This is a genomic window from Tractidigestivibacter sp., assembly GCF_057241865.1.
Genome location: NZ_DBHHPX010000006.1, coordinates 66770 through 80308, shown reverse-complemented (window position 1 = coordinate 80308; position 13539 = coordinate 66770). Strand labels below are relative to the sequence as shown.

The window sequence follows — 13539 nt, the reverse complement described above, 5'->3', positions numbered from 1 at the left end:
GGATTGCCCGGCCGCGTGCGCCGTGCCCATGACCAACAAAACCCACGGCAGGAGGTACACATGCAAGGTCGCGAGGAAGGCGAGCTCGAGCTTGCCCAGAAGAAGGCAGAGGTTCTCACCGAGGCGCTCCCGTGGATCAACAGGATGCGCGGGAAGACCATCGTTGTGAAGTACGGCGGGTCTGCCATGGAAGATCTTGAGCTCATGGTCCAGGTGGTCGGGGACATCGAGCTTCTCAAGCTCATGGGCATGCGCGTTGTTCTCGTGCACGGTGGTGGGAAGGCGATAAGTGCGCTTCTCGGCAAGCTGGGCATTCCCACAAAGTTCAAGGACGGCCTGCGCGTGACGGATGACGCCACAATGGAGGCCGTACAGGAAGTGCTCGTTGGCAAGGTGAACCAGCAACTGGTGTGGGCATTGAACGAATACGGTCACAACGCGGTGGGCATTTCGGGTGCCGACGGGAAGACCTTCAAGAGCGAGCCCGTCTCGGCCGAGCTTGGCCGTGTTGGCCGCATTCGCGAAGTGAGCCCGGAGCTCATCAATTCCATCCTTGATGACGGATACACCCCCGTGGTTGCAAGCGTTGGTTGTGGCCCCGATGGGTTCTACAACATCAATGCCGACATCGCTGCGGGCAGGGTAGCGGAAGCGCTCCATGCCGACAAGCTCATCTACCTCACGGATGTTGATGGACTCTTTGGTGACTATCGCGACAAGGACAGCCTTATCTCGTCACTTACGCTATCTGAGACAAAAGAGGTCCTTGCCTCTGGAGAGTTGGACGGCGGCATGATTCCAAAGATTCGCTCGATTGAGGAGGCAATGGAGAACGGCGTCCATGAGGTTGTCATTCTCAACGGCAAGACACCGCATTCGCTCCTCGTCGAAATCTTCACTGACGCCGGCGTGGGCACCCTTTTCACCCAGGACTAGAACAAGGAGAGCAACATGGCAGACACCAGCTTCGAGAGCGCCAAGGCCCTTGATGATGCGTATGTGATGCATACCTACGGGCGTCTCCCCGTTGAGTTTGTCTCGGGCGAGGGGGCGACGCTTACCGACTCGACCGGCAAGGCCTACATCGACTGCCTGGGCGGCATTGGCTCCGTGAGCCTGGGACACCGCAACCCCGTGGTGGCAGCGGCACTTCACGCGCAGGTCGACAGGGTATGGCAGGTTGGCAACTACTTCTACGTCGAGAACCGCGGCGAGCTCGCCCGTGACCTCTCGGGGCTTCTCTCATCCACGTGCGACGAGGAGGGCCATGTGGTTGGCTCCACGGGCTCTGCGTGGAAGACCTTCTTTGCGAACTCGGGTGCCGAGGCAAACGAGGGAGCCATCAAGGTTGCAAGACGTTGGGGCGAGAAGAGGCTTGGTGGCGCGTCCGGCATCATCACGGCGCAGAAGAGCTTCCACGGCCGTACGCTTGCGACGCTGGCGGCGACCGGTCAGGCTGTTTTCCACAAGACATTCCTCCCCATGCCCGCCGGCTTTGCAGCGGTTCCCCTAAACGACGCGGACGCACTTGTGGCGGCGTTGGACAACCCGCCGGCGTCATGCGGTCCCGTGTGCGCCGTAATGCTCGAGTGCGTGCAGGGCGAGGGCGGCGTGTGGCCTGCCGACTACGACTACCTGCGCTTTGTTTCTGCGGAGTGTGAGAGGCGCGGCGTGCTTCTCATCATTGACGAGGTCCAGACCGGCTTCTTCCGTTGCGGGGCGCCGTTCTGCTACCAGCTTGCCGGCATCGAGCCGGATGTGGTGAGTATGGCCAAGGGCATCGCAGATGGCTTTCCTATGGGAGCCGTTGCGGCAAAGGCTGAGGTTGCGGACCTCATGGGGCTGGGGGATCACGGCTCTACCTTTGGGGGCAACGCACTTGCGGCGGCTGCCGGCCGCGTCACGGTGGAGGTGCTGGTCTCCGAGGGGATAGGGGAGCACGTTATTGCCTGCGGCGCACGCCTGCGCCAGCGCCTTGAAGCGCTGCCGCACGTGACCGAAGTGCGTGGGCACGGGCTCCTCCTTGGCGCGCAGCTTGACGTGCCCATGGCCAACGAACTTGTCGACAAGGGCCTTGAGCAGGGACTCGTTCTCAACCACATAGGTGATTCGATCCTGCGCTTCCTTCCTCCGCTGGTGATTACCGAGGAACAGGTGGACGAGGTCTGCGACAGGCTTTTCGAACTTCTCGATTAGCTACAGACCGGGGGCATTGAAGCGGGCTGGCCTCAATGCCCCCAGTCGGAGTTCCGATGCATGAAAACGCGATATCGTACGGTTTTTTGCTCTTCGCTGCATGAAATCGCGCTATCGCGGGGTGGTTTTGGCGTTCCGACATAAAACATTGAAGTATATTTGCATATTTATGCATATTTGTTGTGAAATATAGAAATATATGCAAATATAGTTGTAACTTTTATCTTGGGGTGCGGAAGAGGCCCCGCGATAACGCGATTTCATGCAGAGGCCGCTAGAAAACCGTACGATATCGCGTTTTCATGCAGGACGATTTGACTGTGGGCTACCCCGTTAGCCGTAACTTCGGCTTCTCCGAAGAAAACCCTCGGCATGCCACGCTCGTTGCACTGCGAAGAACAAGTATCGATGGATGCTGTCATCAAAATCGTGGAAATCGTGGCATTCAGGCGTGGCGAAAAAATGCCATGGCCATCGGCGAAGGGCAGCGGCTCAGATTTGGCCACCCTAGCACTGTGCCCCTCGCCGATGGGGAATGCTATTGCTCCGACTTGGCGCCCGTGCGCTCTGGAACGCGCAGCATGACCACGAAGCCAATCACGAACAGCACCACGATCGAAAGCACGCCCAGCGAGCCGTTGCTCGTGATGGCCGTCATGGTGCCCACGATAAGGGTGCCGAGAATGGCGGCGTACTTGCCAAAGATGTCGAAGAACCCAAAGTACTCGTTTGCGTGCGCCTTGGGGCAGAGCTTGCCAAACTCGGAGCGCGAAAGCGCCTGCAGTCCGCCCTGGAAGAGGCCGACCATGATGGCCAGAATCCAGAACTCGACGGCGGAGCGCAGGAAGAAGGCAGCAAACAGCGTGATAAGGGTGTAGCCGGCGATACCCACAAGAATCATCGTGCGCGTGCCAAGCTTGTGTCCCAGCCTGCCGTATGCGATCGCCGAGGGGAACGCCACAAACTGCGTGACGAGCAAGGCCAGCACCAGCTGCGTACCGTCGATGCCAAGGTCCGCTCCGTACGAGGTTGAGAGCTTGATAATGGTGTGTACGCCGTCGATGTAGAAGAAGTACGCAATGATGTAGTTCCTGATGGACGGGTCGCGCCAGATGCGCCCCGCCGTGGCTCCGATGCCGTGCACTGCGTTGGCAAGGGCGTGCTTCTCGCGCGGCTTGTAGTGGGTCTGTTCGACGTTCTTGAGCATGGGGATCGTAAACGCCACCCACCAGGCAGCCGTAATGAAAAATGAAATCTGCATGGCTACCTGCAGGCTCATGCCAAAGGGCCTTGCCAGTACAAAGGCAAGGCAAGCGAGGAACGGCACGCAGCTGCCGATGTAGCCCCACGCATACCCCCGACTGGAAACGTCATCCATGCGGTCATCCGTCGTGGCGTCCACAAGCAGCGCGTCATAGAACACGAACGACGTGTTGAGCGCCACGGAGGAGATGACGTAGATCACGAGAAACGCCATGGCGTTTGTGGGGAAGCCCATGGCCACGCAAGCCACGGCACCCGTTCCTACGGAGCCGATGACGAACTTCTTCTTCATGCCCTGCTGGTCGGCAATGGAGCCGAGGATGGGCATGAGCAGTGCGATGACCAGCGATGCAACCGTCTCTGCATAGCTCCACGCGACAAGAGCGGGGCCATCTGCCAGCGACTTGAAGTAGATGGGAATGACGCTCGTGGCGAGAAGCACCAGCGCGGAGTTACCCACGTCATACATAACCCAGCTTTTCTCGGCCTTCGTCATCTTAAAAGACATAGCAATCCTCTCCGTTGGCCCTCCTGGAATCGCGCTCAGACAAACCAAAACGGTGTCGCTGGAATGGCGGCGAAACTCCCGGCTTCTGTCAGGATTATGTAATGGCTTGCCCGATGCGTCATCCATGCGCCGCCGTGCGGCCGCACCGCAACCGTAGACGTGCAAGAGATGGCGTCGCCTCGGCGCGTGTGCGCCAGATGTCCCTTGGATGGGGCATAATGGCGGAGCGGCACAACGGCGCCTCTCGCGCCGCTCACCGGAACCAGAAAGGGGTTACGATGCCGGCCATTCTCACGCACGACTTCTTTGCACGCGACGTTGCCGAGTGCGCGAAGGCGGAGCTTCCCCTGGCAACCCTGGACGAGCGCGACGCCTTCCTCTTGGGGAGCCAAGGCCCCGACCCGCTCTTCTACATCGAGCTGTACCCCCTCATGGCGAAGTGGGCCGAGATGGGAGGCCTCATGCACGACAAGCGCCCCGCCAGGCTCCTTGCAGCCATGCGCGAGGCCGTTGACCGCCTGTCCAAGCGCGAGAGGGCGGTTGGTGCAGCATATCTGGCGGGCTTCTCGTGCCATTGGCTCTTGGACTCGACGGTCCACCCTTTTATCAACGCCTGGGCCTATGACCTGACGCACGCGGGGGTTGCCGGGCTAGGACCGGAGTGTGACAGCAAGGTCCACATGGAGGTCGAGCGTGACCTCGACGAGGCTGTGCTTTTCCGTAAGACCGGCAAGACGATTGCCGAGTACCGCCCGTTTGCAAATACCCTGCGGGCTTCGCGAGAGGCGCTTGCCATTATCGACAAGCTCTACTTCTATGCTGCCCTGTGGACCTATGGCAGGCCCATCGACCCCACGACGTTCTCGGCTTCGGTGGGATGTTATCGAACCATGATGCGCCTGCTCTATGCCACGCGCGAGCACCATCGCAGCGCGATCGCTGCTCTTGAGCGTGCTATTTCCGGTGCCCCTTACTCCACCTACAGCGCCCTTTCGCATCGCGTGCGGGCGTCTGCCTCCTCGGAGTTTGACAACTCTGAGCACCGTGCATGGACCAACCCCGCGACTGGCATTGTGAGCAGGGAATCGTTTGCGAACCTCTACGAACGCGCTCTCGATCGCGCGACCTCGGTGGTTGCGTCCGTGCTCTCTCCCGGCTTTGACAGTGCGGCGTCGTACGCGCTCACAGGCAACATCAACTTCGGGGGTACGCGAGACGAGGAGAGTTTCCCCTTGTCTCATGGCACGGAGGCTGCGGCGTCTTGACGAGTGAGGCTACGCGCCATGTGATGCAGGCGAACAGGAGCAAGAACACCAAGCCAGAACTTCTCGTGCGGGCAAGGCTTCGCGAGGCCGGCTACACCGGCTACAGGCTGCACTGGAAGAAGGCGCCAGGCAAGCCTGATATCTGCTTTCCCGGCAGGCAGGTTGCCATTTTTGTGAACGGCTGCTTCTGGCATCGCTGCCCCCATTGTCTCCTGCCGCTTCCAAAAACCAACGTCGAGTTCTGGAAGGCCAAGTTCGACCGCAACCGCGCACGCGACGCCCGCGACAATGCACTGCTGGTACAAGACGGGTGGACAGTCCTTGTGGTATGGGAGTGCATGCTCAAGGAGGAGCGGCTCGACTCCACCATGCGTGAGGTCCTGCGCGAGCTCGACCGGGCAAGCAGGGAGGGCCAAAACGTTGCTCGGATGGTGGAGATTGGCTCTCCCCGCCCTTGGAAGCTTCGCCGAGAGCGACAAAAGCTACGCTCACGGCATACTTTGCGCTAAACCAGTCGCAGGTCTAAGCTAGTGCCCATGGCCAACGACGGGGGGTATCGCCATGTCGACATACGTATTCTCTGATGTCCACGGACATCGCGCGACGCTCGAGCGCGTTCTCGAGCGCGTGTCCCCCGGCGCAGATGACGCCGTGTTCTGTCTCGGGGACATGATTGACCGCGGGCCCGATCCCGTCGGCGTCATGCGCCTCGTGCGCTCGCTTCCCAACGTGTGCGTGCTCAAGGGCAACCACGAGGACCTCATGCTCGACGCGCTCGGCCACGAGAATGACGTGATGTCGCAGGCAAACTGGGCAATCAACGGCGGCATGGCTACGCTTTCGGGTCTTCAGGGGCTCCCGGGCGACGAGGCGAGCGAGCTTATCGAGTGGGTGCGTGGCCTTCCGCTCTCGACCCACGTGGAGGTGGCGGGACGCCACTACATCATGGTCCATGCCGGAATCCGTCCGGATGGCCCGGCACCAGCCGATGGCACCTGGAACGGTGCCGCAATCGATGCGCTGCTCGGCGCGCAGACCCCCGATGACCTGCTGTGGATTCGCGACGAGTTCTGGTCGGTCCCCACAGGCCTTCTCAACGAGAAGGGAGAGGGACCCATTGTGGTGGCGGGGCACACGCCGACGCCCTACCTTGCGTCCATGACGGACGAGCTTGACCGTCCGGTAAGAGACGAGAATGGCATCGCACAGATGGTGCGCGTTGGAGCGCGCGACGCCACGGGTGGTGTGGCTGATCGCTGGGACATAGACTCCGGTGCCGCTGGAGGTGCCGGTTTTGGTCGGGTCACGGTCATGCGCCTGGATGACGGCGAGGAGTTCGCGGAGCCCGTTCGCGATGGCGAGTAGGGAAGACGTGTGCGGCTCCGGCCGAGCGGGCCAGCGCGTGGTTCATCCGCTTGCGCCAATCTTCGATGAGACGAGCCGCGTGCTTGTGCTGGGTACCATGCCCAGCCCCAAATCGCGTGAGGTGAGCTTCTACTACGGCAACCCTCAGAACCGCTTCTGGCGCGTGATGGCTGCACTGTGGGACGAGTCTGTGCCGACGGGCAACGACGGCCGTCGCGACCTATGCCTGCGACACCACGTCGCGCTGTGGGACGTGCTCGCAAGCTGCACCATCACGGGTGCGAGCGACGCCTCCATACGCGACCCCGTCCCCAACGACGTGGAAAGGATCCTCTCGGTCGCGCCAATCGTTCGCGTATTCTGCACGGGCGGGGCTGCCACAAGGCTCTATCGGCGGCTTATCGAGCCCTCGTGCGGCCTTCCGTGCACGGGACTTCCCTCGACGAGCCCGGCAAACGCCCGTATGAGGCTCGATGACCTAGTGGTGGCCTACGAGCCCCTGCGTTGTGCGGCGGAGAGAGAGTGGTGCGCAAAAACTGCGGTTTGATGACGGCTCCGTGCACCCTCGCCGTTTGGGAGTGAGTAGTTAAACGGCGAGAAAACGCGACTGGTGGGACGGCTGCCTGTGCCGCCTGGCGAGCGACCGCCTCCAATGGCAGAGGTTCGGTGTCGTGCGTATGCACAGGCCCACATGCTGGCCAGCGAGGTAAAACTGCGGATTAATTGCACGTCGCGGAGAAGGACAGCCTGTCCGCCTGCTTTCTCGACGGCACCTGTCGAAGGCCGCAATTAACCCGCAGATTTGTCAGGCGATGCCTCATGAGGCGTCGACAACGCCCACGGCTCCGCGAGTTTCTGCCACAATGGATGCCCAACATCAATCGCAGCGCACACAACGTGGCTGAATCGCAGAGGGGCGACATGCGATGAGCGTCAGTGAACTCATGGATGAGAAGGACATGGCCGACCTGCTCGTGAGCGTTCCCGCAGAGGGACTGCTGCACGGCGTCGTGTGGGCAGAGCCCCTGGGCCACGGGTGGACTCACCCTTGGCGCTTTGCAAAGGGCCAGCTCAAGGCCATTGGGAGTTGCCGCGCCTGGCATCCGGGCCTCTACCGGACAATGGCTGCCTGCACGGCGGGCGTGACCGTGGAGCTCGAGACGGACTCTTCGGCCATCGTGCTCGAGGCGCGCGTGGAGGCCTTCCCGCGCGGCTCGCGCGAGGTCCTGGCCGAGACTTCCGAGTGCGCCTTTGCGCCGGACGGTCCGCTCGACGGCTTCTCTTGCGACGTTGACGGCAGGCACCTGCCCTGTGTGCTTCCGGAGGAGAACGACGACGGCATCACGCGTGTGGAATTCTCGCTCGATGACCCCGACGAGGCACCCGTAAGCAATCTTCAGCGCCTGCCGGGTCTGGGTCGCCACCATCGCGTACGCGTGTGGTTGCCGTGCCTTACGAGCTGCGACCTACGCCGTGTTGTGGGTGACGGCAACGTGATTGAGCCGGTGGAGGCCCGCGGCCAGCTCTTGGTGATTGGCGACTCGATTGCCCAGGGCTTCGTCGCCGGTGACCCGGCACACAACTGGCCGGCGCTTCTCGCCACGCGACTTGGCATGGACGTGCTCAACCAGGGCATCGGCGGGCAGGTGTTTCTCCCCGGCTCGACGGTGGGCCTTGCCGACGAGGCATCGCCCGAGGTCGTGGTGGTTGAGCTGGGCGAGAACTATCGCTACGAGCCCTGTCAGGAGATGCGCATCTCGCGCGACATCCGCACGAGCCTCTTCGAGGTCGCCGAAGCGTGGCCGGAGGCGTCGGTCTGGACCCTCACGCCGCTGTGGCACTCGGACGAGACCCACCCCACGCATCGTGGCAGCTGCTTTGCCGTGGTACCCGATCTTATCCGTGGCGCGGTTGCCGCCAACCCCGGCATGCACCTGGTGGAGGGGTCGCGCCTCCTGCAAGCCAGCCCCGTCCTCATGGCCGATGGCTACGAGCACCCCAACGCAGGCGGTTCCAAAACCATCGCAGAGCGTCTAGCCTTCATCATGGATGCGCTGTCGGAGCCCGCGGAAACCCGCCGGGCACGCGCGATCGAGCTCCTCTCGGACGGACCGCGCGAGGCGTTTCCCATCCTCGAGTGCGCCCGCCGGGGGATTGGCGAGGTGCTCGTTGCCGAGAAGGGCGTCTGCATCCTGGAGATTCCGCATCACGGAACCTTTGTGTGGGGAACCGCGAAGAAGGCCCTGCGCGAGGCGCTTGACGTCTTTGCGTCTCGCGATTTCGTGTGCGTCTTGGGTTCGGCTCCCGTGCACGACGTGCGCCGCGACCTGGGCCTCACTGAGGACGTGCCCTGCAACATGGTGATTTACGAGAAGGGACGGCATCTCGACGTCGATCCCACGCTCGACATCCGCACGCTCACGTCGGCCTATGCCGAGCTTGTCGCCGAGCACTACTCGCACCCCGAGTACCTGGCTGCAGGCGAGCTAGAGGACATTCTCGAGCGCGGCCTTGTGCTGGGCGGCTTTGAGGCGGGGCGTCTCTGTGCCTTTGTCGGCGAGCATCCCGAGGGTGCCATCGGCATGCTGGAGGTCTTCCCCGAGCAGCGTCGTCGCGGGTGGGCAACGGCGCTTGAGTCGGCAAAGATTAACGAGCAGCTCGACCGCGGCCTTGTGCCCTGGGGTGAGGTGTGGCCCGACAACCGGGCATCCATTGCCCTTCAAGAGAAGCTCGGGCTTACGGTCCATCCGGAGAAGGACATGCGCTTCCTGAGCCGAGCGTAACTTTGGTGCCATCGAGTGAACTTACGGGCGTCTTACGCTTTCGTAAGCTTCGGCTTCCCGGCGCCGCCGCCGGCTCTCGGCCGTGCTGGCTTCGAATGTGTGACGGTTCGCAACACGAACGTCGACGAATGTGTGACGTCCTGCGCGGGTCACGCATTCGGATGCGAGTCTGTGACGAACCGTCACACAATCGCGGGCGGGCACGGGTTTGCCTCGTGCCGAGAGCCGCCTTTCGCCCGGAGAAGGACATGCGCTTCCTGAGCCGAGCGTAGCTGCACAGGCGGGGGCTCTCGGCCCTCGCCGCCCCCGAGTATGACTGCTAGTGTGCAGAATTGGTGATGCTGCTTCCAAGCGACTACAATCTCACAGCCATATGCAGAATATTTCAGTGCGCTCGCCGATATGCCATTCCATATGAGGGCGAGCAGGAAGTGGTAATCATGACCAGTCTTCATGGACGCGAGCTCGAGGACGAGTTCCTTTCGACTGCGCGCGAGTTTAACGGCGACGTTGAGAGCAGGGAGGCCGGTGACCGCTACCTTCTCACCACCCACGCGCTCTACCATGGCGGGCCCGTCTCCTGGGCCATGACGCCCAAGATCTTTGATGCCGCCCAGACTGACATTCTGCGCGATGCCGCCGAGACCATGGGTCGCATCATGGACAAGATTACTGCGGAGTACCTGCGCAACCCCGAGTTCCGTGCACTTTTCCGCCTTTCACCGGAGCTCGAGGCTCTCACAATCATCCCCACAGGCTATGACCAGATGATCCCCATCGCGCGTGTGGACGTCTTCTTCAACGAGGAGACTGGCGACTTCCAGTTCTGCGAGCTCAACACCGACGGCTCGGCTGGCATGACCACGACCGTCGAGGTAACCCGTGCCATCCAGGCAACCCATACCTATCGCAAGTTTGCCGAGAAGTACCCATCGATCACGACGTATGACCTGGTCGGCGAGGCAATCGACGCCATCGCGGAGACGTATGCCAGCTGGGCGAACGCTGACCGCTTTGGCAGTGACGTGGCGCACCCGTCGATGTGCATCGTGGACTATCCCGAGAGCGCCTCGATGGATGAGCTCGAGGACTTCCTGTGGCGCCTTTCCGACCGCGGCTTTTATGCCCAGTTCTGCGACATTCGCGACCTGCGCATCGAGCATGTGGCTGGTACCGACCTCCTCATGGCGCCGGGCGGCCCCGTCTCCTGCGTGTATCGCCGCGCCGTTACATCCGAGATTGCCGAGAAGCCCTGCCCCGGTGCGGACGCCTTGGCCGAAGCCGCGCGTCGTGGCCTAGCCTGCGTCATTGGTGGCTACAGGACCTGGCCGTGCGCAACGAAGACGGTCTTTGCGGTCATGCGCTCGCATGCGATGGACGGCATCCTTACGTCAGAGGAGCGCGCCTTCATTGACGCCCACGTACCCGAGACCGTGCTGCTCGACGCCGATGCGGACCTCTCGCCCTATGCCGAGAAGGACCGCTGGATCGTGAAGCCCGCTGGCGGGTACAACGCCGTAGGCGTGGTGGCCGGCCTCGACTGCAAGACGCAAGAGGAGTGGGACCGCGCTCTCTCTTCGTGCGCGAAGAGCGGCGGCGTGGTGCAGGCGTACGCACCCCAGTACCGCACTCCCACCATGCGAGGCGGCATGCTCAAGCCCGGCGAGGACCCGCTTGCGGCCCCCGAGATGAGCAACATGGAGGGGCTCTTCCTCTTCAACGGCAAGTTTGGCGGTGTCTTTACCCGCTGCGGCGAGGGTAACGTCATTGGCGAGTGGACGCATCGTCTTAACATGGGGTGCCTTGTCGTCGAGTAGGCAGGTACCAGCGCCGGGGCGCCCGTCCCGAAAGCCTGCGACCCAATTGCGTCCCGGTGGGACACCGCAGTCAATCTGTCTCGGTTTCTCTCGGCAGGGACTGACGCAGCCTGCGGACAGATACCGACGGCGCCTGCGGGACGTCCCTAACTCCCAATTAATGTCACGTTCCCTTGCTAGAATCTGCCTCGAGAAGCAAAACCGCCAGGAGGCAGACATGGAAACCATCAACAAGCTCGCTCCCCACCTCACAGGGGAGCTTTCGCCCAGGGCCCAACGGGCCGTTCTCAGCTCTCGCGCAGCGGGGTCCCTCTCGCCATTTGCTACGCCCAACGAGGCAGCCCTCCGTCGCGACAAGACCGAGCGTGACCAGGAAAGTGCCCTGCGTCCTGCCTTTGTCCGCGATGCCGAGAAGATCATGCACATGTCCGCGTACAACCGCCTTGCCGGAAAGACGCAGGTGTTCTCGTTCCGTGCGGACGACGACCTGGCGCGGCGCGGCCTGCACGTGCAGCTTGTGGCCCGCGTGGCAAGAGATATCGGCGCCGCACTCGGTCTCAACCTCGACCTCATCGAGGCAATCGCCTTGGGCCACGACATTGGCCACACACCCTTCGGCCATGCCGGCGAGCGCTTCCTGAACGACGTCTACCACGCTCGCACCGGCCGCTTCTTTGCCCACAACGTGCAAAGCGTTCGGGTCCTTGACGTTACGTATGGCAGAAACCTCGCCCTCCAGACCCTCGACGGTGTCATCTGCCACAACGGCGAGTTCGAGCAGCAGGTCTTCGAGACAAGCCAGCTTTCCGACTTCGAAGAGTTTGACCGTGGGGTGGGGGAGTGCTGGGAGAGGGGCGGTCCTACCATTGCCCGCCTGCGTCCCATGACGCTCGAGGGCTGCGTGGTGCGCGTCTCCGACATCATCGCCTATGTGGGCAAGGATCGCCAAGATGCCATTCGTGCAGGTCTTTGCACCGAGAAGAGCTTCGATGACGGCCTTGGCGGGGCGTACAACGCTTGGGCGCTTGGTGCCTTTGTGGCTGACGTGGTCGAGAACAGCATTGGCAAGCCACGCATCGAGATGAGCGAGGAAGGCTTTGCCGAGATGCGCCGAGCCAAGCGCGAGAACTACGAGAAGATCTATGGAGCCTCGGAGGTCAACGGAGACTTCTCGCGCGGTGTCTCCGAGCTCTTCTCGCTGCTGTATGAGCACGAACTGGCAGCGCTTCATGCAGGTGATGAGTCTGCGGCAATCTTCCGTCACCACATAGAGCCACTGAGGCGTCACCTTGCACCTTACGGGCGTAGCTACGACTGGGAGATAGACCCAGACCTGGCCGTAGTCGACTTCATCTCGTCGATGACCGACGATTACTTTATGGCTACGTGCTCAGAACTCTTTCCCCGGGCCCGGGAGCTCTTCCCGCGTCGCGGCTACTTCGAGGGGGTGAGGCCCTAAGGGGCGCGCTTGGTGCCCTCCACTACAGCGGGGCCCTGGAAATCCCATGCACGCAGCTGCCTCTCGGCGGCTACCGGCTCCCTGCTACCGCACGCTCGGCTGCGCCGTGCTCTTGCGCGGCATCGACGAAGGCAGCAAAGAGCTGCGGCTGCGTGCGCAGCTTCTCGGGATGCCATTGCACGCCCAGGAAGAAGGTCTTCTCGTCAAACTCCAGGCCCTCCGGCGTGCCATCCTCGGCCCATGCCACGACGTTGCCCTTTGGAGCTTGGGTGTAGATGGCCTCGTGGTGAAGGGAGTTCACCTCGCCCGACGTGAAACCCAGGATTTTTGCCAGGCGGCTCGTCTCTGAGACGCGCACGTGGTGGACGGGGGAGTCGGGCGAGTCGCCCCTGGTGTGGAGAATCGTCTTGGTAGGGTAGTCCTTGACGTCGTGCACGAGCGTGCCACCAAGGGTCACGTTCATGACCTGCATGCCTCGGCAAATGCCAAGGACAGGCACATCTGCGTCCCAGCACGCGCGCATGAGCGCCTGTTCGAACGTGTCGCGTGCGGGGCAGGTGAGCGATATGGGCGAATGGCTTTCTGGCGCGTAGGCGTGGCCGGAGAAGGAGCAGTCGGCAATGTCGCCGCCACCTGTGAAGAGGATGCCATCAAGGCGCTGCACGATGTCGGGGACGAGGGCCGTCACGTCAAAGCCAAAGGGAATGGCATAGGGGAGCGCAACCGGAATGCCTCCCGCCTCGGCTACGGACGCAGCGTAGTGATCGTCGGTCATGGTCCAGTAGGGGTATTCCGGGTCCTCCCGAGGCCTAGACGTGATTCCAATGAGCGGCCTGGTGGCTGCGATTCCCATATTTCCTCCCCTGAGCGATGTGCCGTTGGA

At 62.3% G+C, this 13539-nt stretch carries 11 protein-coding genes; 9 read left to right on the top strand and 2 right to left on the bottom strand.

Annotated features, from left to right (window positions below; translation table 11 throughout):
- Positions 1-60 precede the first annotated feature (60 nt).
- Both argB and ACO59D_RS03420 read left to right on the top strand, forming a co-directional pair.
- A complete protein-coding gene (gene argB, locus ACO59D_RS03425; protein ID WP_485125771.1) occupies positions 61-936 on the top strand; it encodes an acetylglutamate kinase in 876 nt (291 codons plus the stop codon).
- A 15-nt stretch (positions 937-951) separates the two neighbouring features.
- Positions 952-2196, top strand: a complete 1245-nt coding sequence (locus ACO59D_RS03420) for an aminotransferase class III-fold pyridoxal phosphate-dependent enzyme (protein ID WP_485125770.1) — start codon at positions 952-954, stop codon at positions 2194-2196.
- A 538-nt stretch (positions 2197-2734) separates the two neighbouring features.
- On the opposite strand, the gene ACO59D_RS03415 is transcribed toward ACO59D_RS03420, so the two are convergent.
- Positions 2735-3967, bottom strand: coding sequence for an MFS transporter (locus ACO59D_RS03415; protein ID WP_485125769.1), 1233 nt, complete (start codon positions 3965-3967; stop codon positions 2735-2737).
- Positions 3968-4245: 278 nt separating this feature from the next.
- Here ACO59D_RS03415 and ACO59D_RS03410 point away from each other — a divergent pair, with 278 nt between their 5' ends.
- From ACO59D_RS03410 to ACO59D_RS03380, 7 genes are all read left to right on the top strand, one after another.
- The gene (locus ACO59D_RS03410; protein WP_485125768.1) at positions 4246-5232 is read left to right on the top strand and encodes a hypothetical protein; all 987 of its coding nucleotides are present in this window, start codon (positions 4246-4248) and stop codon (positions 5230-5232) included.
- The gene (locus ACO59D_RS03405) at positions 5229-5741 is read left to right on the top strand and encodes a very short patch repair endonuclease (RefSeq protein WP_130812478.1); all 513 of its coding nucleotides are present in this window, start codon (positions 5229-5231) and stop codon (positions 5739-5741) included. The genes ACO59D_RS03410 and ACO59D_RS03405 overlap by 4 nt, the downstream gene beginning before the upstream one ends.
- A 52-nt stretch (positions 5742-5793) precedes the next feature.
- Positions 5794-6597 (top strand): metallophosphoesterase family protein, encoded by an 804-nt coding sequence (locus ACO59D_RS03400; protein WP_485125767.1) that lies wholly within the window; start codon positions 5794-5796, stop codon positions 6595-6597.
- Complete coding sequence (locus tag ACO59D_RS03395) at positions 6587-7144, top strand: DNA-deoxyinosine glycosylase (RefSeq protein WP_485125766.1); 558 nt, start codon at positions 6587-6589, stop codon at positions 7142-7144. Before ACO59D_RS03400 ends, ACO59D_RS03395 begins: the two co-directional genes overlap by 11 nt.
- 379 nt (positions 7145-7523) lie before the next feature.
- A complete protein-coding gene (locus ACO59D_RS03390; protein ID WP_485125765.1) occupies positions 7524-9380 on the top strand; it encodes a GNAT family N-acetyltransferase in 1857 nt (618 codons plus the stop codon).
- A 440-nt stretch (positions 9381-9820) separates the two neighbouring features.
- Positions 9821-11197, top strand: coding sequence for a hypothetical protein (locus ACO59D_RS03385; RefSeq protein WP_485125764.1), 1377 nt, complete (start codon positions 9821-9823; stop codon positions 11195-11197).
- A gap of 217 nt (positions 11198-11414) precedes the next feature.
- Positions 11415-12656 (top strand): deoxyguanosinetriphosphate triphosphohydrolase family protein, encoded by a 1242-nt coding sequence (locus ACO59D_RS03380; protein ID WP_485125763.1) that lies wholly within the window; start codon positions 11415-11417, stop codon positions 12654-12656.
- Positions 12657-12726: 70 nt separating this feature from the next.
- Here the strand turns inward: ACO59D_RS03380 and ACO59D_RS03375 are convergent, their stop codons facing one another.
- The gene (locus ACO59D_RS03375) at positions 12727-13509 is read right to left on the bottom strand and encodes a gamma-glutamyl-gamma-aminobutyrate hydrolase family protein (RefSeq protein ID WP_485125762.1); all 783 of its coding nucleotides are present in this window, start codon (positions 13507-13509) and stop codon (positions 12727-12729) included.
- Positions 13510-13539: the final 30 nt, after the last annotated feature.

Coding starts and splice junctions, on each gene's coding strand:
- ACO59D_RS03415 (WP_485125769.1), bottom strand. CDS start 3,967: ATGTCTTTTAAGATGACGAAGGCCGAGAAAAGCTGGGTTATGTATGAC.
- ACO59D_RS03375 (WP_485125762.1), bottom strand. CDS start 13,509: ATGGGAATCGCAGCCACCAGGCCGCTCATTGGAATCACGTCTAGGCCT.
- ACO59D_RS03410 (WP_485125768.1), top strand. CDS start 4,246: ATGCCGGCCATTCTCACGCACGACTTCTTTGCACGCGACGTTGCCGAG.
- ACO59D_RS03385 (WP_485125764.1), top strand. CDS start 9,821: ATGACCAGTCTTCATGGACGCGAGCTCGAGGACGAGTTCCTTTCGACT.
- ACO59D_RS03400 (WP_485125767.1), top strand. CDS start 5,794: ATGTCGACATACGTATTCTCTGATGTCCACGGACATCGCGCGACGCTC.
- ACO59D_RS03390 (WP_485125765.1), top strand. CDS start 7,524: ATGAGCGTCAGTGAACTCATGGATGAGAAGGACATGGCCGACCTGCTC.
- ACO59D_RS03380 (WP_485125763.1), top strand. CDS start 11,415: ATGGAAACCATCAACAAGCTCGCTCCCCACCTCACAGGGGAGCTTTCG.
- ACO59D_RS03395 (WP_485125766.1), top strand. CDS start 6,587: ATGGCGAGTAGGGAAGACGTGTGCGGCTCCGGCCGAGCGGGCCAGCGC.
- argB (WP_485125771.1), top strand. CDS start 61: ATGCAAGGTCGCGAGGAAGGCGAGCTCGAGCTTGCCCAGAAGAAGGCA.
- ACO59D_RS03420 (WP_485125770.1), top strand. CDS start 952: ATGGCAGACACCAGCTTCGAGAGCGCCAAGGCCCTTGATGATGCGTAT.